Source organism: Pseudomonas sp. NY15435 (genome assembly GCF_048068295.1).
In the GTDB taxonomy this organism is placed as follows: Bacteria; Pseudomonadota; Gammaproteobacteria; order Pseudomonadales; family Pseudomonadaceae; genus Pseudomonas.
On record NZ_JBLUQA010000006.1, the window covers coordinates 115,772 to 135,797 of the forward strand.

At 65.4% G+C, this 20,026-nt stretch carries 17 protein-coding genes; 9 read left to right on the forward strand and 8 right to left on the reverse strand.

Translation table 11 applies throughout. The features are described from left to right. Positions 1 to 65 precede the first annotated feature (65 nt). Positions 66 to 944 carry an ATP-binding protein gene (locus ACNFH5_RS15935; protein WP_416747506.1) on the forward strand — a complete coding sequence of 293 codons (879 nt, stop codon included), beginning with the start codon at positions 66 to 68 and terminating at the stop codon, positions 942 to 944. Between the two features lie 3 nt (positions 945 to 947). Here ACNFH5_RS15935 and ACNFH5_RS15940 read toward each other — a convergent pair whose 3' ends face one another. After that, on the reverse strand, positions 948 to 2,996 hold the full coding sequence (locus ACNFH5_RS15940; protein WP_416747508.1) for a TonB-dependent receptor: 2,049 nt from the start codon (positions 2,994 to 2,996) through the stop codon (positions 948 to 950). Between the two features lie 248 nt (positions 2,997 to 3,244). On the opposite strand from ACNFH5_RS15940, the gene ACNFH5_RS15945 reads away from it, so the two are divergent. Beyond that, positions 3,245 to 3,994 (forward strand): helix-turn-helix domain-containing protein, encoded by a 750-nt coding sequence (locus ACNFH5_RS15945; protein WP_416747510.1) that lies wholly within the window; start codon positions 3,245 to 3,247, stop codon positions 3,992 to 3,994. A 785-nt stretch (positions 3,995 to 4,779) separates the two neighbouring features. Further along, entirely contained in the window at positions 4,780 to 6,297 is a 1,518-nt protein-coding gene (putP, locus tag ACNFH5_RS15950; RefSeq protein ID WP_416747512.1) for a sodium/proline symporter PutP, read from the forward strand. 255 nt (positions 6,298 to 6,552) lie between these two features. Here putP and ACNFH5_RS15955 read toward each other — a convergent pair whose 3' ends face one another. Both ACNFH5_RS15955 and ACNFH5_RS15960 read right to left on the reverse strand, forming a co-directional pair. After that, positions 6,553 to 7,746: a sugar transporter gene (locus ACNFH5_RS15955; protein WP_416747514.1), complete on the reverse strand. Its 1,194-nt coding sequence runs from the start codon at positions 7,744 to 7,746 to the stop codon at positions 6,553 to 6,555. A gap of 157 nt (positions 7,747 to 7,903) precedes the next feature. Next, positions 7,904 to 8,818, reverse strand: coding sequence for a LysR substrate-binding domain-containing protein (locus ACNFH5_RS15960; protein ID WP_416747516.1), 915 nt, complete (start codon positions 8,816 to 8,818; stop codon positions 7,904 to 7,906). A gap of 139 nt (positions 8,819 to 8,957) precedes the next feature. Between ACNFH5_RS15960 and ACNFH5_RS15965 the strand changes: the two genes are divergently transcribed. Genes ACNFH5_RS15965 through ACNFH5_RS15975 form a run of 3 tightly spaced genes read left to right on the forward strand, consistent with a single transcriptional unit; the run spans position 8,958 to position 10,165 of the window. Next, a complete protein-coding gene (locus ACNFH5_RS15965) occupies positions 8,958 to 9,596 on the forward strand; it encodes an FMN-dependent NADH-azoreductase (RefSeq protein ID WP_416747518.1) in 639 nt (212 codons plus the stop codon). After that, positions 9,596 to 9,904 (forward strand): DMT family transporter, encoded by a 309-nt coding sequence (locus ACNFH5_RS15970; RefSeq protein WP_416747520.1) that lies wholly within the window; start codon positions 9,596 to 9,598, stop codon positions 9,902 to 9,904. Before ACNFH5_RS15965 ends, ACNFH5_RS15970 begins: the two co-directional genes overlap by 1 nt. Positions 9,905 to 9,943: 39 nt before the next feature. Further along, positions 9,944 to 10,165 (forward strand): VF530 family DNA-binding protein, encoded by a 222-nt coding sequence (locus tag ACNFH5_RS15975; RefSeq protein ID WP_184587296.1) that lies wholly within the window; start codon positions 9,944 to 9,946, stop codon positions 10,163 to 10,165. A 106-nt stretch (positions 10,166 to 10,271) separates the two neighbouring features. On the opposite strand, the gene ACNFH5_RS15980 is transcribed toward ACNFH5_RS15975, so the two are convergent. Continuing rightward, positions 10,272 to 13,388, reverse strand: a complete 3,117-nt coding sequence (locus ACNFH5_RS15980; RefSeq protein WP_416747523.1) for a transglycosylase domain-containing protein — start codon at positions 13,386 to 13,388, stop codon at positions 10,272 to 10,274. A 258-nt stretch (positions 13,389 to 13,646) separates the two neighbouring features. Here ACNFH5_RS15980 and ACNFH5_RS15985 point away from each other — a divergent pair, with 258 nt between their 5' ends. The 3 genes from ACNFH5_RS15985 to ACNFH5_RS15995 all read left to right on the forward strand — a co-directional run bounded on the left by ACNFH5_RS15985 (position 13,647) and on the right by ACNFH5_RS15995 (position 16,439). Beyond that, complete coding sequence (locus ACNFH5_RS15985; RefSeq protein ID WP_416748076.1) at positions 13,647 to 13,889, forward strand: hypothetical protein; 243 nt, start codon at positions 13,647 to 13,649, stop codon at positions 13,887 to 13,889. Positions 13,890 to 14,041: 152 nt separating this feature from the next. Then, complete coding sequence (locus ACNFH5_RS15990) at positions 14,042 to 14,719, forward strand: class I SAM-dependent methyltransferase (protein ID WP_416747525.1); 678 nt, start codon at positions 14,042 to 14,044, stop codon at positions 14,717 to 14,719. A 325-nt stretch (positions 14,720 to 15,044) separates the two neighbouring features. Further along, a complete protein-coding gene (locus ACNFH5_RS15995; RefSeq protein ID WP_416747527.1) occupies positions 15,045 to 16,439 on the forward strand; it encodes an amino acid permease in 1,395 nt (464 codons plus the stop codon). A gap of 62 nt (positions 16,440 to 16,501) precedes the next feature. On the opposite strand, the gene ACNFH5_RS16000 is transcribed toward ACNFH5_RS15995, so the two are convergent. From ACNFH5_RS16000 to ACNFH5_RS16015, 4 genes are all read right to left on the reverse strand, one after another. After that, positions 16,502 to 16,876, reverse strand: coding sequence for a 5-carboxymethyl-2-hydroxymuconate Delta-isomerase (locus tag ACNFH5_RS16000; protein WP_416747529.1), 375 nt, complete (start codon positions 16,874 to 16,876; stop codon positions 16,502 to 16,504). Between the two features lie 303 nt (positions 16,877 to 17,179). Next, positions 17,180 to 17,569, reverse strand: coding sequence for a hypothetical protein (locus ACNFH5_RS16005; RefSeq protein ID WP_416747531.1), 390 nt, complete (start codon positions 17,567 to 17,569; stop codon positions 17,180 to 17,182). Between the two features lie 118 nt (positions 17,570 to 17,687). Further along, complete coding sequence (locus ACNFH5_RS16010; protein ID WP_416747533.1) at positions 17,688 to 19,310, reverse strand: methyl-accepting chemotaxis protein; 1,623 nt, start codon at positions 19,308 to 19,310, stop codon at positions 17,688 to 17,690. A gap of 155 nt (positions 19,311 to 19,465) precedes the next feature. Then, the gene (locus ACNFH5_RS16015) at positions 19,466 to 19,903 is read right to left on the reverse strand and encodes a YqaA family protein (protein ID WP_416747535.1); all 438 of its coding nucleotides are present in this window, start codon (positions 19,901 to 19,903) and stop codon (positions 19,466 to 19,468) included. Positions 19,904 to 20,026: the final 123 nt, after the last annotated feature.

Here is a 20,026-nt window from a genome sequence, read left to right on the forward strand (position 1 = left end):
TAGACGACCACTTTCCTCCATCGTTAGGCTGCTGAACAGTCCCCATCTGCTTCGATGATCCCGCCATGACCGAGCTTTCCATAAACGCACTGGCCTCCATCACCGAGCAACTGGCGCGTATCGCCCGGTTGCTCGAAGAATCCCTGCCGACCCGCGCCGAGCTGGCGCTGGAAGACAGCGCCATCGCCCACCTCTGGGAGTACCGCCAGGGCCAGCCGCGCCTGACACCGGTGGTCGAACCGGCACTGATTGCCTTCGATGACCTGCGCAATGTCGACCGGCAGAAGGCGCTGATCGAGCAGAACACCCGCCAGTTCGTGTCCGGCCGACCGGCCAACAACGTGCTGCTGACCGGCGCCCGTGGCACCGGCAAGAGTTCGTTGGTGAAGGCCTGCCTGCACGCTTTCCACGCTGAGGGGCTGCGCCTGATCGAGGTGGACAAGGAGCACCTGGCCGATCTGCCGCAAATCATCGACTTGCTGCGCCATCGCCCGGAGCGCTTCGTGCTGTTCTGCGACGACCTGTCCTTCGAGGATGGCGAGACCGCTTACAAGGGTCTGAAGACCGTGCTTGATGGCTCGGTCGCCGGCCAGTCGGGCAACGTGCTGATCTACGCCACGTCCAATCGCCGCCACCTGCTGGCCGAGCGCGCCGAGGACAACCTGTCCTTCCAGCGCAGCGAGAGCGGCGAGCTGCACCCGGGCGAAGCGGTGGAGGAGAAGATCTCGCTTTCCGAGCGCTTCGGCCTGTGGATATCTTTCTATGCCTTCAGCCAGGAGCAGTACCTGGAGGCGGTTGCGCGCTGGCTGGAATACCACGGCCTGGGCGGCGGAGCGCAGGAGGAGTGGGAGCAGGCGGCGATCCGCTGGGCGACCCATCGCGGGTCGCGGTCCGGGCGGATCGCCGCGCAGTTCGCCCGGGATTTCGCCGGGCGTCGGCCGTAGCCTTTAGAACGCCACTTTTACCCCCGCCTGGATGCCACGCCCGCCAGCCGGCACGCTGTCGCGCAGGATCGAGCTGGCGTAGCGCACGGTCTGGTCGGTCAGGTTCTCGCCCTTGACGAAGGCCAACCAGCGGCTGTCGCCCAGGTCGAAGCGGTAGCCGAAGCTGGCGCCGAGGGTGGTATAGCCGTCGGTGCGCAGTTCGTTCTCCGGCACGCGGTTCTGGTCGGCGGCGTACTCCACGTCGACCCGCGCCTGCCACTGCTGCAGTTCCCACAGCAGCGCGCTGTTCAGGCGCAGCGGGGCGATGCGCGGTAGCGCTTCGCCGGTGTCCTTGTTCTTGGCGCGGGTGTAGTCGCCGGACAGTTCCAGGTCGAAGCGGCCGTAGGGGCTGTCCAGCAGGTGGATGCGGTCCTGTGCCTCGACGCCGTAGAAGTCCGCTTTCACACCGCTGTAGAGGTACTCGGGCAGGGCCTCGTCGTCTCCGGCTGCCACCACCTCGCCTTCCTCGTCGCGATAGCGCCCGCTGGCCAGCAGGCCGATGTAGTTGGAGAAGCGGCTGTAGAACACGCCGACGCTGCCTTTGTGGCGGCCGCTGTCGAAGCGCAGGGCGAGGTCGGTGGAGACGGCTTTTTCCTTGCTTGCGTCGGCATCGCCCACTTCATAGGTGCCGGTAGCGGCGTGGGCGCCGTTGGCATACAGCTCGTAGAAGGTCGGTGCCCGCTCGGTGTAGGCCAGAGTGCCCGCCAGCGACCAGATCGGCGTCAGCTTGTACACCGCGCCCGTGGAGAGGCTGCCTGCAGTGAAGCTGCGCGAACCGTCATTCTCGGCGAAGCGCTCATTGTCCTTGGCGTTCGGGTCGATGCGTGTGTGCTCGGCGCGGCCGCCCAGGTTCAGCGCCAGGCGTTCGGTGGCCTGCCAGTTCTCCAGGAAGAACAGTGCCGCGCTGTCAGTCTCAGTGTGCGGCACGAAGGCTTCTTCGCCCAGCGCGGAGAAGCGGCTGTTGGCGATCTGCGCGCCGACCACGCCGTCCAGCGGGCCGATGGGTTTATGCCGCGCTTCGATGCGCGCCTCGTAGCCGTCGTTCTTGAAGGTGGTGCCGGTCTCGCCGTCCTCGATTTCCTTGTGCTGGTATTCGGTGTAGGCGGCGTCCAGCTTCACTGAGCTGAAGGGGCCTTCGAGGTCGCGGATTTCCGAGGCGAAGGCGTAGCGGTCCTGCTGCATCTTCAGCCGCACGTCGTCTTCGGCAGGCGAGCCGTAGTTGCTGTCGTAGCCGCTATAGGACAGGCCGGCATAGCCGTGGTCCCAGTGGTAGCTGCCGCCGATGGCGCCGCTGTCCTGGCGGCCGTCACTGTTGTTCACACGGTGCTTGGAGTCGTCGCCATCGGTCTGACGCTGGCGTGCCGAGTGGGCGTAGCCGGGGATGCGCAGGTCGTTGAACTCGCGGGAGCCGGCGTCCAGATGCAGGGCGAAGGCGCCGTCACCGGCTTCCAGCGCGCCAGCGGCGCTGCGGGTGGTGTCCGAGCCGCCGTAGCGCAGCTCGCCCTGGCCGTGGATGCCATCCACCGGTTCGCTGGGGATGCGGTTGTCGAAGCTGTTGACCACGCCGCCGATGGCGTTGCCGCCATAGAGCAGGGCGGCCGGGCCACGAACCACTTCGATGCGCTCGACCACATTGGGGTCTTCCGGCACGGCGTGGTCGTAGGACAGCGAGGAGGCGTCCAGCGCGCCCACGCCATTGCGCAGGATTCGAATGCGGTCGCCGTCCATGCCGCGGATCACCGGGCGGCTGGCGCCGGGGCCGAACCAGGTGGAGGACACGCCTGGCGTCCCGTTGAGGGTTTCACCCAGGCTGCCTTTCTGCCGCAGGGTCAGCTCGTCGCCCGACAACACGCTGCTGGGCGCGGCAGGGGATGCGTCGCCCAGCGGGTTGGCGGTAATTACCTGGGGCTCCAGTTCGGTGGGGGCGGCATCGGCCAGCGAGGGCGCACCCGCGCAGAGGGCGAGGCCCAGCGGTGCGAAACGCCAACGCGGGCGGGGAAGGGATGGGGGCATGACGAACTCCTGGTTTTTCTTCTGGCAAAGCGAGCCCCTCCCAGGTGGTCAGGGATATGCCAGGCGGCGGGAAGGGGGAATTGGAATGTGTTATTTGTTATAACATAACATATCCATCGGTTAGCAATATTTTCTGGCTTAGATGCTTTGGTGCTTTCACGTCGCTGGAGTTGCGCCTGGTTGCACCTGTGCGCTGGGCAGGTTGGGCCGAATCCCGTACCATGCTCAAAATTTGATCACCCAGTGCCATGTTCGATACCCGCCTCGCCACACTGTCCGACCAGACCGATCAGCACGCCCACGATCATCACCAGTTGGTGATGTCCCTCAGTGGCCGCGCGGAATTCGAGATTGGCGGCGCGGGCGGCGAGGTCTGCCGCATGCGCGCGTGCCTGGTGCCGGGGGATGTCGGGCACGAGTTCGCCGGGTTGGGCGACAACCGCATGCTGATCGTCGATCTCGACGAGGCCGGCACTGGCGAGCAGGACCGCGAACTGCTGGCGCGGCTGTTCGAGGCGCCGCGCTACCCGACCCTGGATGCGGACTTCCAGAACCTGCTCAGCTACGCCGGCGCCGAGATCGCCCGCTACGGCGATGACCCGCTGCTGGCCCGCGCCCTGGGCGGCGTGCTGCTGCGGGCGCTGCACCTGCGGCTGTTCGGTGAGGATCGCGCGCCGCGCAACGGGCCGCTGGATCTGGAGCGGCTGGATGGCTATATCGCCGCTCATCTGTCCCGGCGCATTACCGTGGCCGAGCTGGCGCAGGTGTCGTGCCTGAGCCCCAGTCACTTCCATGCGCAGTTCAAGGATCGCGTCGGCCTGACCCCGCACCAGTATTTGCTGCGTCAGCGCCTCGATTGCGCCACGCGTCTGCTGCGCGAAACCGACCTGCCGTTGGTCGGCGTCGCCGGGGAATGCGGTTTCTCCAGCCAGAGCGCGTTGACCACGGCCATGCGCCGCTACCTGGGATTGACCCCGGGCAGCCTGCGCCGCTCTTGAATCCGCTAGCCTGCGCCACTCCTGATTGCTGATCGTACGGTCAATTTTCGACCTGCAGGTGCCGGAGTCTTTTGCAAGAACTCCAGAGCTTTCAGCAAGAAATTCGCAGGGTGCAACCCATAGAGTCCGCCCACCGCGTTGCTGGTGTTCCAAGGTGCAACCCGGTCAGACCAAGAACAACAGCCAGCTCGATACGCGGGAGGGGCAGCATGCCCATCACCGGTTTTGTCTTTGCCTGTAGCGCGCCCGCACCTGGCCGCATACACCTCTCCACGGCCCGGCCTGCAGCGCCCGCCCGTGGCCTTGCGCCGTCACCGGTCGGGCCGGTGCAACCGCATCGCCCACTTTCTGTACAATCCGCGCCCTCGCGCGCCGGCCACCCCCTGCCGCATCTCCATGCGCGCCTGAACACAGTTTCGAATCGCTTCGGCCAGCAGTGCTGCCCGTCCATGGGACGGCGCGTCACGCATTGCCGGGGTGTTGGCGCCGATCTCGGCGCTTGAAGGATCACCGGGCCCAGCCCGGGAAACGGCCCGCACTTCGCTTACCGGTGAAGGCGGGACGGAGGTCGCCGTGGTGAGACGGTGGCTGCAGGAAGACGCCAGCAAGGACGAGGGTGTGCCTGCGTCGGGATGCGTAGCGGTTCGGTGCCTGTTTGGTATCACGCGCAACCCGGTTTGCCTGTGAGCAAGCGCTAACCGGTCGGCGTCAACCACGCCGGCTGCCAGTCAAGGGTCCGCGATACCCCGCGAACCTGGATAAAAACAAGCTGTAGGGGAGTCCCCATGAGCGTCAACACGCCAACACTGATCACCTTCGTGATCTACATCGCGGCCATGGTTCTGATCGGCTTGGCCGCCTATCGTTCGACCAACAACTTCTCCGACTACATCCTCGGTGGCCGCAGCCTCGGCAGCTTCGTCACCGCACTGTCGGCCGGCGCCTCGGACATGAGCGGCTGGCTGCTCATGGGCCTGCCGGGCGCCATCTACCTGTCGGGCATCTCGGAAAGCTGGATCGCCATCGGCCTGATCTGCGGCGCCTACCTGAACTGGCTGTTCGTCGCCGGCCGCCTGCGTGTGCACACCGAGCACAATGGCAACGCGCTGACCCTGCCGGACTACTTCAGCACCCGCTTCGAGGACAACAGCCGCATCCTGCGCGTCATCTCCGCGCTGGTGATCCTGGTGTTCTTCACCATCTACTGCGCCTCCGGCATCGTTGCCGGCGCCCGTTTGTTCGAAAGCACCTTCGGCATGTCCTACGAGACTGCGCTGTGGGCCGGTGCTGCCGCGACCATCGCCTACACCTTCGTCGGTGGTTTCCTGGCGGTGAGCTGGACTGACACCGTGCAAGCGTCGCTGATGATCTTCGCGCTGATCCTTACCCCGATCTTCGTGCTGCTCGCCACTGGCGGTATCGATCCGGCCTTTGCCGCGATCGAATTGAAGGATGCGGCCAACTTCGACATGTTCAAGGGCGCTTCCTTTGTCGGCGTGCTGTCGCTGATGGCCTGGGGCCTGGGCTACTTCGGTCAGCCGCACATCCTGGCGCGCTTCATGGCCGCCGATTCGGTGAAGTCGATCCCGGCTGCCCGCCGCATCTCCATGGCGTGGATGATTCTCTGCCTGGGCGGCGCCGTCGCCGTGGGCTTCTTCGGCATCGCCTACTTCCAGGCGCATCCGGAGCAGGCCGGTGCCGTGGGCGAGAACCACGAGCGCATCTTCATCGAACTGGCGAAGATCCTGTTCAACCCGTGGATCGCCGGCGTGCTGCTGTCCGCCATCCTCGCCGCGGTAATGAGCACCCTGAGCTGCCAGCTGCTGGTGTGCTCCTCGGCGCTCACCGAAGACTTCTACAAGGCCTTTCTGCGCAAGAACGCCAGCCAGCTCGAGCTGGTGTGGGTCGGTCGCGCAATGGTGCTGCTGGTGGCGCTGGTGTCCATCGCCCTGGCCGCCAACCCGGAAAACCGCGTACTGGGCCTGGTCTCCTACGCCTGGGCCGGCTTCGGCGCCGCCTTCGGTCCGCTGGTGCTGTTCTCCGTACTGTGGAAAGGCATGACCCGCAATGGCGCGCTGGCCGGCATCATCGTCGGTGCGGTCACCGTGATCGTGTGGAAGCAGTTCGGCTGGCTCGGCCTGTACGAGATCATCCCGGGCTTCATCCTCTCCAGCGTTTCCATCGTGGTGTTCAGCCTGATCGGCTCGGCACCGTCGAAGGCCATGATCCAGCGCTTCGAGGAAGCCGAGGCGGAATACGCCGAGGCTACTCAGCCGGCAGGCACTCCCGTGACCAGCTGCTGATCCTCAGCTGAACGAAAAGGCCGCGCTCCCGGAAGGGGGCGCGGCCTTTTTGTGACGCAGGAATTGGCTTTTTGTAGGAGCGAGCTTGCTCGCGAACCCTTTGATGCTTGTGGGTATCGGGCGGGTTCGCGAGCAAGCTCGCTCCTACAGATCATGGCTCCGTGCTGACCTGTCCGCGATGCCCTCCGGCGCGATACGAACCTATCGCGGACAAAGTCCGCTCCTACGCTGGTTGGCGAATCCGGCGTTGGGCGATCAACGCGAGGTGTGGCCGCTCAGCGTCGCCGCATAGCGCCAGCAGGCAAACAGGCACAGCAGCAGGCCGACCACGGCGAGCGCACCGCCGACATAGCCGATCCACTCCAGCCCCATGCCCACCGCCACGCGACTGCCCAGCAGCGCGCCGCCGCCGATGCCGACGTTGTACAGGCCGGAGAACATCGCCATGGCCACATCGGTGGCGTCATGGGCCAGTTGCAGTACCTTGGCCTGCAGCGCCAGGCCGAAGCAGAGGATCGCCGCGCCCCAGAACAGGCTCAGGCCCAGCAGCGCCGTCGGCGAGTGGGCCAGTGGCATCAGCAGCAGGAGCGAGCCCCCCAGCACGGCAATCGCGATGCATGGGAAAGCGCGTGGGAAGCGCTCGCTGTAGCGGCTGAAGAGGATCGAGCCGAACATCCCGGCGCCGCCGAACAGCAGCAGGAGCAGCGTGGTCTTGTGGCTGTCCAGCGCGGCGATCTCCCGCGCGAAGGGTTCGATGTAGCTATAGGCAGTGAATTGCGCGGTGATCACCAGCACGGTGAGTACGTACATCGACACCAGCGCCGGGCGCCGCAACAGCAGCGGCAGGCTGCGCAGCGAGCCGGAATTCTGGCTCGGCAGCAGCGGCAGGGCACGGGCCAGCCAGAGCACCACGACCACCGAAACGCCGGCGATGGTGAGGAAGGTCGTGCGCCAGCCCAGCGCCTCGCCGAGCATGCGCCCGAGCGGAATGCCCAGCACCATCGCCAGGATGGTCCCGGTGGCCAGCAGGCCGAGCGCCTTCGCCTGCTGGCCCGGTGGTGCTACCCGCACGGCCAGCGATGCGGTGATCGACCAGAACACGGCGTGGGCGAAGGCGATGCCGAAGCGGCTGATCATCAGCACCGTGAAGTTCCAGGCGAAGCCCGAGAGCACATGGCTGACGATGAACAGGCAGAAGATCACCACCAGCAGGCGGCGGCGCTCCATGTTGCGGGTCAGTTGCATCAGCGGCAGCGAGGCCAGCGACACGACCCAGGCGTAGAGCGTGAGCATCAGCCCGGTCTGTTCCGGACGCATGTCGAAGCTCGCGCCGATGTCGCTGAGCAGGCCCACCGGGACGAACTCGGTGGTGTTGAAGATGAAAGCGGCGATGGCCAGGGCGATGACGTTCAGCCAACTGCCGGAGCGGGTTTCTTGCGCGGTAGTCATGGGAATCCTGAGGTGAAGTGGGGCTCAGGCCGTGCCCAGGGATCACGTGCTGCGTGTCCGGGCAAAGAAGAATTGTTGTTGCGGCGGTGGCTGATTCTACTCACGCATCCCTGCTCGCGCACGGCAAAGGAGCGCGTGCGCGGGTGCAGCGACAGGCTCAGGCGGCGCTGTCGATCAGTGGGTCCGCCGCTTGCGCTGCTTCCTCGGCCAGCCAGTCGAGGAACGCGCGCACCGGCGGATGGCGCTCGCGACCCGGTACGCAGAGCGCGGTGTAGCTCGCGCCGGGGACGTTGATCTCCGGCCGGTAGGGCGCCAACAGGCCTTTCTCCACGCTCTCGGAGACCAGCAGCGAGCTGGCCAGTACGAGTCCTTGCCCGGCGATGGCCGCCTGCAGGGCGTAGAACTCCTCGTCGTACTCGCGCTGTATCGCCTGGGTCAGCAGGCATTCCTCGCCGGCCACCCGGCACCACGCCTTCCAGCCACGCTCATAGAGCTCGGAGTTGTGCCAGCGCACGCTGATCATCTCCGGCACCTCTACGTCGGCAGTGGCCACCAGCGCCGGTGCGCCATAGACGGCGAAGCGTTCCGCCAGCAGGAACTGGCTGTGCATGCGCGGGTAGTCGCCGAAGCCGTAACGGATGGCGAGGTCTACGCTGGCGTCCTGCTGCAGGTCGAGCAGCTCGCACTGGCTGTCCAGGCGCAGGCGGATGTGCGGGTGGCGCGCGTAGAAACGACCCAGGCGCGGCACCAGCCACAGCGCGGCGAAGGCCGGCGTGGTGGAAATCGTCAGGCTGCTGGCGCTGCGTTGCGGGCGCAGGCTGTCCACCGATTGCGACACCTCCAGCAGCGCACCGTGCAGGCTGCGGAACAGGCGCTCGCCAGCTTCTGTCAGGCGCACCTGGCGCGGCAGGCGCTCGAACAGCGGCAGGCCCAGCCAGTCCTCCAGCGCGCGCACCTGGTGCGAGACCGCGGTGGGCGTCACGGCCAGTTCCTGGGCGGCAGCCTTGAAGCTCAGCTGGCGCGCGGCGGATTCGAAGGTGCGCAGAGCGGGAAGCGGCAGGTTGGCGAACATGTAGTGCTCCATGGATGAGTTGTACTCATCCGGAAGTAAAACCCCTCAGTTGTCCGGTTGGCAGGCTGGAAATAGCTTAGGCGGCAACTGGAGGCCATTCATGACCTCCGCAGTGTACACCTTAAGCAAGGAAAGACAGATGAACAGGATTCTCGCCATTCACGCCAGCCCCCGGGCCGATCGCTCTCACTCCCGCCGCCTGGCCGAGGGCTTCCTCGCTGCACTGCCGAAGTCGGAGATCACCCGCCGCGAGGTAGGTCGCGCCGACCTGCCGCATGTCAGCGAAGGTTTCATTGCCGCCGCCTTCCACCCGCAGCGTGAGCATCGCCCGGCCGAGTTGCAGGCCGAGTTGGCGCTGAGCGAAACGCTGGTGGATGAGTTGCTCGCCCACGACCTGCTGGTGATCTCCACCCCCATGTACAACTTCAGCGTGCCCAGCGGCCTGAAGGCCTGGGTCGATCAGATCGTCCGTATCGGCCGCACCTTCGACCTGCACCTCAAGGACGGCGAGGCGGAGTACGAGCCGTTGCTCAAGGGCCGCAAGGCGCTGATCATCACCAGCCGCGGTGGCGCCGGAATGGGGCCGGGCGGTGAGCTGGAGTGGATGAACCATGCCGACGCCTGGCTGCGCGTGGCGCTGGGTTTCCTCGGCATCGAGGACGTCCAGGTGATCGCCGCCGAGGGCGAGGAGGGCAATCCCGAAGCCTTCCGCGTGTCTTATCAACAGGCTGAAAAAGCCCTGGCCGATCTCGCCGAGAGCGAGTGGGCGCGTGCGTGATGGCCTGGGCAATGCTGATGGTGGCGGCGGTGTTCGAGGTGATGTTCGCGGTGTCGATGAAGTACGCCGAGGGTTTTACCCGGCCGCTGCCGACCGTGGTGACGGTGCTCGCTGTCATCGGCGGGATCTTCTTCCTGACCCTGTCGATGCGCCAGTTGCCGGTGAGCATCGCCTACCCGATCTGGACCGCTATCGGCACCCTGGGCACGGTGTTTTTCGGATTCCTGCTGCTGGGCGAGGCGCTGACCTTGACCAAGCTGGCGTCGGTCGCCCTGATCATCGCCGGCGTGGCCGGGCTGCGGGCCTGATGCTAAGGTGCCGCGCATTCTCCGCACGACGACACCGACATGAACGACAAACCGAAGAACCCGCTGCACGGCGTGACCCTGGAAGCCATCCTCACCCAGCTGGTGGCGCAGTACGGCTGGGACGGGTTGGCCAAGCGCATCGACGTACGCTGCTTCAAGAACGACCCGAGCATCAAGTCCAGCCTGACCTTTCTGCGCCGTACGCCCTGGGCGCGGGAGCAGGTCGAGGCGTTGTACGTGAAGAGCGTGCAGGGCAAATAGCGGGACTGTTCTGCTCTTCGTAGGAGCGAGCTTGCTCGCGAACCGCCTGATGCCATTGGTGCCCGGCGAGGTTCGCGAGCAAGCTCGCTCCTACAGGTTCAGCTTTTCAGCGCCAACTTACTCGCAGATTATCCAGCCGTTCCTGGCACCCGGTGCTGATCCCCGGCTCCAGGTAGCTGGTCAACAGCGGCGCCATGCCCTTGAGTACCTGCACCGGCAACGCCGAGGTGAACTTGAAGCCATCCGACTCGCTGCCGGCCACATAGGCGGTGAGCGTGCCGAAGTGGCGCGGGCCGATGTAGAAGACGAAGGTCGCCGTGCGGTTCATCGCCTTCGAACTCTTCACCCAGCCGCTGCGGGTGACGCTCTCGATCCGGTTGTCGCCGGTGCCGGTCTTGCCGCCCATCACCAGCGCGTTGCCGTCGGCCAGCTTGAAGGTGCCGGACAAACGCCGCGCGGTGCCCGCGTCCACCACCTGCGATAGCGCGGTGCGCAACGCCTGGGCAACTTCCGAACGCATCACCTGGCGGCCATTGCCCGATTCCGGGCCAAGGCTGACTTCATACGGCGTGGCAGCAGCGAAGTGCAGGCTGTCGATGCGCAGGGTCGGCATGCGTACGCCGTCGTTGAGGATGATGCCCATCAGTTCCGCCAGGGCGGCCGGGCGGTCGCCGGAACTGCCCAGCGCGGTGGCCAGCGACGGCACCAGGTGGTCGAACGGGTAGCCCAGGCGCTTCCACTGCTCATGCAGGTCTAGGAAGGCTTCTACCTCCAGCATGATGCGAATGCGCTTGTCGCGGGCGTACTTGTGCCGCGACTTGAACAACCAGCCATAGACTTCCTTGCGCTCGGCGCTGCTGGCAGCGACGGCGTCGGCGAATGTGGCTGCCGGTTGCCGTTGCAGGTAGCCCAGCAGCCACAGTTCCAGCGGGTGCACGCGGGCGACGTAACCCTGGTCATTGAGGTTGAAGGCGCCCGGCCCGTAGCGGGTGTAGAGGTCCTCGATGCGCTTGTCGGTGAGCTTGTCGCCGGCGTAGTGGCCTTGTTTCAGGCGGTCCTGCAGGAAGGCGGCGAAGGTCGGGACATCAGCCTGCGGTTGCAGGTAGCGGTGGATCGCCGCCAGGCGCACCGGCCAGGCGCGCAGGCCGTCGAGGAAGGTGGTCAGGCGTTCGTCGTTGTCCTTGCCCTTGTACTTCTGCCAGAAGCGCAGCAGGTAGACCTGGCTTTCCTTGTCGACGAAGCGGTCGAGATAGTCCTGCCGGCGCGGGTCCTTGTCGTCGGCCAGCACGGCGACCTTGCTGCCCTCGTTGGCGTAGATGTCATGACGCACCAGGTCGCGCAGCAGCCGCACGAAGGGCAGGTTGATCGACTCACGCAGGGCGTCCTGCAGGGTCGGGATGCGGCCGTTGTCTTCCTTGCGGAAGTTGCTGAAGGTGTGGATGCCGCCGCCGGTGAAGAAGCTTTCGTAGGGGCTGGCGGAATACTTGCGCTGCAGGGCGGCAGCGAGCATGTCCGGCAGGTTGCGATCCTTGGCGGTGATCAGGTAGTCGATGGACCAGCGGCTGAGGAAGTCCAGCGGCTCCACCGGCACCTTCTTCAGTTCGGCGACGGACAGCGGCGCGTACTGCTGGTGCAGGTCGGCGATGGTTTCCAGGTAGGTGGAGAGCACGCGCAGCTTGGCGGTGGAACCCAGCTCCAGCTTGCTGCCCTCGTTGATGTCGAAGGGCTGCTCGGTGCTGTCGGTCTGCACGCGCACGCGGTTGCCGCTGGGGGTGCGCTCGAACAGGGTGAAGCTGTAGCGCACGTCCCTGGTCTTGTCCTTGGACAACAGGTGCTCGCCGAACAGCCCGATCTGCTCGGCGAATGCGGGGTCGGACAACTGCCGCAGGTAACCGGTGACCTGCTCCTGCAACTCATGCTGAAGGGTGGTGGTGAAGCTCATGTCGAAGCGGTCGAGGTCGTACAGCGGCACGTCGAGCATACCGGCCAGGCGCGTGCGCGCCAGGCCGATGCCTTTGTTGTTCTCCAGCGGAGTGAAGCTGGGTTCGCTGCGCGGGTCGCGGAATACCAGTTTCTGCTTGAGCGCGGCGTCGCGCAGTTCGGGGGCGACCACATTGTTCTGCGCCAGCAGGCGCAGGTAGCTGTCGGTCAGTACCGCCAGTTGGTCACGGCCACGCGCCAGGTACCAGGACGGCCGGCGGTGGGCGATCATCAGCGAGACCACCTGGCGCAGCGCCTTGCCTTGGGCGGCCAGTTCTGCACCGGAACCGGGCGGGGTATTGAGCAGTTTGTTGACCTGCTGGTAGTCGGCGCCGTACCAGATCCACAGGCCGTCCGGCAGGCCGCTGACCTCGCCGTAGCCCGGCTGCGCCGAGAGCGGCACCGAGTTGAGGTAGGTGAGGGCGACGTTGCGCCGCGCAGCCATGTTCTGCGCGCCGTTCTGGTAGGTACGTACGCTGGCCGACGCCATCTGCCGCAGCTTATCGGTGATGGAGTTGGTGCGGCCATCTTCGGAATGGCGGTACTTCTCGATCTGCGTGGCGAGGGTGCTGCCGCCGGGCGCGTGGTTGCCCAGGCCGACCAGCTTGCCCACCTGCGCCACCGAGGCCTGGGTGAAGCGGCTCCAGTCGATGGCCGGGTTCAGGTAGGGGCGGTTGGGGTCGAGCAGGTCGCGGTTCTCTATGAACAGCAGGCTGTTGACGATGGCCGGCGAGATGCTTTCGAAGTTGGCGTAGAGCCGCTGCGGGTAGCGGAAGTTGTAGATCGGCAGGCCGCGGCAGTCGGCGATGTCGACGCCGGCCTGGGCCTTCTCCGGGTAGGGCGGAAACATGCCATGGCTGGTGTACTGCATCAGCGGATCGGAGAAGCGCGCCTGACTCAGGGTGACGAAGTTGCGTTCGTGCAGGCGTCCCAGGAAGCTTGGCAATTGCTGGTAGCCCAGGCGTCGATCGAAGGGGCCGCCCTGGGGGTACACCACATTGCCGGTGCCGCCCTGTTCCAGGCTCCAGGTCAGCCCGGTGGCATAGCGTGCCAATTCACGCGCCTGCAGCTTGGAGGTGCGCGCTTCATAGAGCAGCGCCGCGCCCATGGCGGCCAGCAATGGCAGGAGAAAAAGGAAGAGGATGAGGAAGCGGTGGTGATGCACTTTCTGTGGGGAAAGGCCGGGCCCCAGACTTCCCGGTTGAGCTGTCACTTGCGTACCGGAATGCTTCGAGTTGCCCATCTTCACGCCCCGCCCATGCTTGTACGACAGCCCAGGTAGCGGACTCCGCCCACGTGATGGCCGGCGCCTTCCTGGCGCCGCGAAAGCCGCTGTCCCCCGCGGCTTTCCTAACTTCCAGCGTAGTCGGCGGCGAAAAAACTGCGCGCCGCCCGGCACCGTTGATGACCGTGCGGATTGATTTGCCGACGGCCAGCAGGTGCAATGTACTGACTTCGACAGGAACCCTTGCTCATGCGTTCGCCTTTTCTACCTTGTAGCCTGCCACTCGCCCTGCCGCTGTCCGCCCTGTTACTGGCGTCCTTGAGCGCCCAGGCGGCGCCGATGCCGTTCTACCGCTGGCAGAGCACGCTCGATGGCGCCTATACCTGCCAGCAGACTTCACCGGGCAGTGGCTGGCAGAAGATCGGCGGGCCGTTCCGCGATGCCGGCTGCCGCGAAGCGTTGCCGCAGACGCCGCCGCCCAAGGGATTGGCGGTGCCCAAGGTATTGAAGGGGCAGTGATCTGGAATCGGGTGGCAATTCCTTGTAATGGGATGGTGTGTGCCACCGCTTCCCCCTCACCCCAGCCCTCTCCCAGGGTTAGGGTGAGAGGCTCTTGAGCTTTCAGGAGCGGATTCATCCGCGAGCTCTTCACCTCACGCACGGAGCCCAGCATGACCGACCACGACGCCCGAATTCGCCACAGCTGGCAGGCCAACGCCGATGCCTGGACCCGCGCCGTGCGCGAGCAGCGTATCGAGAGCCGGCGGCTGGTCACGGACGCGGCAATCCTCAGCGCCATCGCCGATGGCCCGGCGCGGCGGGTGCTCGATATCGGCTGCGGCGAAGGCTGGTTGTGTCGCGCGTTGGCGGAACGGGGCAGCGAGTGCGTCGGTGTGGACGCCTCTTCACCCTTGATCGACTCGGCGAAAGCCTTGGGTGGCGGGCGCTTCGAGGTCATGGATTACGCCGCGCTGATCGAGTCGGGAAACCGCCTTGGCCAGTTCGACGTTCTGGTCTGCAACTTCGCCCTGCTCGACGACTACATCGCGCCCTTGCTCGGCGCGCTACGTGATCGGCTCGATCCCGGCGGACGGCTGCTGATCCAGACCGTGCACCCCTGGAGCGCCTGCGGCGACGAGCCCTATACGGACGGCTGGCGCCTGGAAACCTTTGCCGGTTTTGGTGGGGAGTTCAGCTCGCCGATGCCCTGGTTCTTCCGCACCCTGGAGTCCTGGCTGGCGCTGCTGGCTGCCAGCGGCTGGCGTCTTCGGCAGCTGCGCGAACCGCGCCATCCGGACACCGGCCAGCCCTGCTCGCTGTTGCTGGAGCTGCACCCGGTGGCGGGCTGAGGCGCTCTACACCGGGCTTGTGCAGGTGCGCGGATGTGGCGATACGCCGCTATTCCTTTGGTCACATTGCACCTTGGTGGTGCAGACGTTTCCCACACACTTGTGTAACACTCGCCCGCGACCTCAGCCGTGGTCCTCCCGCAATGCCCACGTCCGCTTCACAAGAGTGGACAGCCTCTTCCGGTGTGCCGTCCTGGAACTGCCAGACACTTCTCCCTCCGTGCCGATCGGCGCGGTGGCGAAGCTTTTCCGGTGGTCCTGCATCCCGACCGCACTCAGAGTCCACAGCTGATTACTCCCAAGAACAAAATGAGGTTGCATCACCATGTCGTCCCACGATCTCCAAAGGGATCTCAACGAGCGGCACATCCGTCTCATGGCCCTGGGCGCCTGCATCGGCGTCGGTCTGTTCCTCGGCTCCGCCAAGGCCATCCAGATGGCCGGCCCGGCCATCATGCTGTCCTACATCATCGGCGGTCTCGCCATCCTCGTGATCATGCGCGCCCTCGGCGAGATGGCCGTGCACAATCCCGTGGCCGGCTCCTTCGCCCGCTACGCGCAGGACTACCTCGGCCCGCTGGCCGGCTACCTGACCGGCTGGAACTACTGGTTCCTCTGGCTGGTGACCTGCGTCGCGGAAATCACCGCGGTGGCCATCTACATGGGCATCTGGTTCCCCGATGTACCGCGCTGGATCTGGGCGCTGGCCGCACTGGCGAGCATGGGCACCATCAACCTCATCGCCGTGCGAGCCTTCGGCGAGTTCGAGTTCTGGTTTGCCCTGATCAAGATCGTCACCATCGTCGCCATGATCCTGGTCGGCGCCGGCATGATCTTCTTCGGATTCGGCAACGGCGGCATCGCCACCGGTATCTCCAATCTCTGGAGCAACGGCGGCTTCATGCCCCACGGCATCACCGGCGTGCTGATGTCGCTGCAGATGGTGATGTTCGCCTACCTGGGCGTGGAGATGATCGGCCTCACCGCCGGTGAAGCGAAGAACCCGCAGAAGACCATCCCCGGCGCGATCAACTCGGTGTTCTGGCGCATCCTGCTGTTCTACGTGGGCGCGCTGTTCGTGATCATGTCGATCTACCCGTGGAGCGAGATCGGCACCCAGGGCAGCCCCTTCGTCATGACGTTCGAGCGCATGGGCATCAAGACCGCCGCCGGCATCATCAACTTCGTGGTGATCACCGCCGCGCTGTCGTCCTGCAACGGCGGTATCTTCAGCACCGGCCGCATGCTTTACAGCCTCGCCCAGCACGGCCAGGCTCCGGCGGTGTTCGCCAAGACCTCCAGGGGCGGCGTGCCGCGCAATGCGCTGCTGCTGTCGATCTTCGCGCTGCTGCTGGGCGTTCTGCTGAACTATCTCGTGCCCGAGAAGGTGTTCACCTGGGTAACCTCCATCGCCACCTTCGGAGCGATCTGGACCTGGGCGATGATCCTGCTGGCTCAGCTGAAATTCCGCCGCGGCCTCTCTGCCGCCGAAGCCGGAAAGCTGCAGTTCAAGATGTGGCTGTACCCGCTCAGCTCCTACCTCGCCATGGCCTTCCTGGTGCTGGTGGTGGTGCTGATGGCCTTCTTCGAGGACACCCGCATCGCGCTGTACATCGGCCCGGCCTTCCTGGTGCTGCTGACGGTGCTGTACTACGCGCTGAACCTTGCCCCCAAGAATCTGGCTCCCAAAGAGCAGGGCAGCGTTGCCAGCCGTGCCTGATGGGCGGTTGAGCGAATGAATAAAGGGCCTCTTCGGAGGCCCTTTTTCTTTCCTGTGCCGGTTCAGGCGGTGGGCAGGCTGCCGGCCATACGCGTCAGGCTGCGGTCGAGCTCGGTGATTTCCAGCTGCAAGCCCACCGGGCGTTTTTCGATGAGGGCAGCCAGGGTCTGTTCGGCGGTGGCGAACAAGGTGTCGACGATGCGCTGGCGCAGCTCCTCCGGGCGCCCGGGGGCGATGCGGATATGGATGTTGATGAAGGCTTCATTCGCCGTGTTGGCACCCACCTGGTATTCCTCGATGGCGCGGGCGAAGGTGCGCAGGCCGTTCAGAGGAAATACTCTCAGGCCTTGTGCCGCCTCGTGCACCTTGCGCGGTAGTTCCAGTGGCAGCAGGTCGTCGGTGAGATTGGCGGTGTAGTCGATGGCGATGTGGGGCATGTCGGCGTCCTGTTTCGGGAAGCCGCCATCCTAGGCGGATGGGGGCGCGAGGGACATGCGAGTGACTACGTATTCGAGCCATCGCGGACGGGGTCCGCTCCTGTGTGGAAGATCAGCGTTCGGGTCGGCCCTCACCGCAGCCCTCTCCCACAGGGAGATGGGGCCGTTCGGTGCAGGAGCGAGCTTGCTCGCGAATGACTGCTCGGGAGTAGGGCTGTTCGCGAGCAAGCTCGCTCCTACACGTACGGTGGCGAATAAAAAACCGGCCACATGGGCCGGTTCTTTATTGCCTGCGGATAATCCTCACTGCTGAGGAATCATCCCCTCGATGCGCTTGGCGAAGGCGTTCGCCAGCGGGCCATCGGCGAGCAGCAGCAGGTAGTCATGTTCGGACTTGGCTGCCGGGGCGATCTGGTACTTCAGGGTGCCCGAGGCGACCTGGCCGACCACCGGCACCGACAGGGTGCCGACGCACTCGAGCACGCCGCTGTCCGGGTCCTTGTCGATGATCGCCACGTCTTTCAGTTCGGCTTTGCTCAACGCGTCGGACTGGGCGGAAAGCGCGCCGGACAGGAAGACCTTCACCAACTGGTTCTTCACATCGTCCGAACCGCAGACCTTGGCCTCGTTGCCCCCGCAGGCGCTGAGCAACGCGGCGGCGGCCAGCACGGCCGACAATTTCAACAGTTTCATCTATCCACCCTGTGGCGTTCCATGATGGCCATTGGATAGGAAAATGCCGGAAAAATTCCCTAACTCAACGTCCCGTTTCGCTACTCAGTTGGCGAAACGGGAGTAGGAATACCGGCCATCAGACCACGAAGCGCGCCACCATGCCGTTCAGGCCCACGGCCAGGCGTGCCAGCTCCTGGCTCGCTGCGTTGGTCTGGGCGGCGCCCGCCGAGGTCTGGTTGGCCAGGTCGCGAATGGTCAGCAGGTTGCGGTCCACCTCGCGGGCGACCTGGGCCTGTTCCTCCGTGGCGCTGGCGATCACCAGGTTGCGCTCGTTGATCAATGACATGCGCTCCAGGATCACCTGCAGCGAAGCGCCGGCCTCGCCGGTGCGGCTGACGGTGCGCTCGGCGTGGGCGGTGCTGCTGAGCAGGGCGGTGACGGTGCGGTCGCTGCCGTTCTGGATGGCCGAGACCAATTCCTCGATCTCGCGGGTGGAGCTCTGGGTGCGCTGGGCCAGCGAACGCACCTCGTCGGCGACCACCGCGAAGCCGCGCCCGGCCTCGCCGGCGCGGGCGGCTTCGATGGCAGCGTTGAGCGCCAGCAGGTTGGTCTGCTCGGCGACGCTGCGGATCACCTCCAGCACCTTGCCGATGTCCTGTGCCTGGTTGGCCAGGGCTTCGGCCTGCTGCGAGGCCTGGCCCACTTCGCCGGCCAGGGTACCGATGGCGTTGGAGGTTTCGTCCACCTGCTCGCTGCCGTTGCGCGCGGCGTCGATGGCCTCGCGGGAGGCGGCGGAAGTGGAGGCGGCGTTGCTGGCCACTTCTTCCACGGCGCTGGTCATCTGGTTGACGGCCGTTGCGGCCATTTCGATCTGGTCGCTCTGTTGCTGCAGTGCGCGGCTGCTGTCTTCCATGACGCTGTGCATTTCCTCGGCGGCCGAGGCGAGTTGGCTGGCCGAATTGCCGATGCCGCGAATGGTCTCGCGCAGGCTGTTCTGCATGTCCGCCAGAGCGTTGAGCAGTTGCGCCGGCTCGTCGCGGCCTTCAACGGTGAAGCGCTGGCTGAGGTCGCCGCTGGCGATGATCTGCGCCACGCGCACCGCCTGGTTGAGCGGCACGACGATGCTGCGGGTGAGCTGCCAGGCCAGCAGCAGGGTCAGGCCTACGCTCAGCAACAGGACTGCGCTGACCACCAGTCGACCGCTCTGGTACTGCTCCACGGCGCGGTTGGCTGCGGCGGAAGCGCCATTGCGGTTGAGGTCGATCAGCGCGGTGAGGCGCTTGTTCAGCTCCACACCCTGCTGGGCGATGCTGCCGTTGAGGATGTGCAGCGCACCTTCGTAGTCGTTCTGCCGGACCTTTTCCACCAGTTGGTCGACGAAGCCGAGGTAGCCGTCCAGCGCCTGACGCAGTTCGTCAGTGCGTTGCTGTTCCTCGGCGCTGAGGATCAACCGGCGGTAGTCGGCCAGCACCTTGTCCTTGTCCTGCCGCGCTTCGGCGATGAGACCCAGGCTGCGTTGCTGCGCAGCGCCGTCGTGGTTGACCAGCAGGCGCATCGATTCCAGGCGGATGCGGGCAATGTCGCCTGACAGCTGGTTCATGTAGTTGATGCTCAGCAGCCAGTTGCTGTCGATTTCTTCGGACGCGGTGCGCAGGGTCGACAGCTTGTACAGCGAGAACAGCCCGAGAAACACCAGGAGCAGGCCCATGGCTGCAAAACCCAGGGACGCGCGGCGGCCAATACTCATGCTTCTGAACATCGTGAATTTCCCTTTTCTTCATCCATTGTATGGGGCCCGGAAGCCCTGCCATGTGCGGTGATGGCGCAGTGATATTACTGGGCGCCATTTTTTCGCAGCAGTGGCAAAACAGGACTAGCAGACGAAAAACCTGTCCGCTTTGGAGAGGGGATCATTCAGACGAGCGTGAGCCAGGCCAGCACCGCGTAGCGCCCGACCTTGGCCAGCGTGACCAGCAGCAGGAACCGCCACAGCGGCTCGCGCATGACGCCGGCGATCAGCGTCAACGGGTCGCCGATCACGGGCGCCCAGCTCAGCAGCAGCGACCAACTGCCGAAGCGCCGGTACTGGCGCTGGGCCTTTTCCAGGGCAGTGTCGCTCACCGGAAACCAGCGGCGGCCGTGCCAGCGCTCCAGCCCGCGCCCCAGCAGCCAGTTCCCCAGTGAGCCGAGCACGTTGCCCAGGCTGGCGGCCAGCAGCAGCGACCACACCGGGTATTGCCCGCCCAGCAGCAGGCCGACCAGCACGGCTTCCGATTGCAGCGGCAGCAGGGTGGCGGCGCCAAAGGCGGAGAGGAAAAGGCCAAGGTGAGCGGCCAGGGCAAGGCTGAGCATTAGTCTTGAATTGGCCGAGGAAAATGAAGCGTCAGAGTGACAGAACCGGCGTACTAAAAATTCGGAATAAAGAGATAAGGTTCCAGCGTCTCCGGATACTATATGTCCTATCTTGCTGAGGAT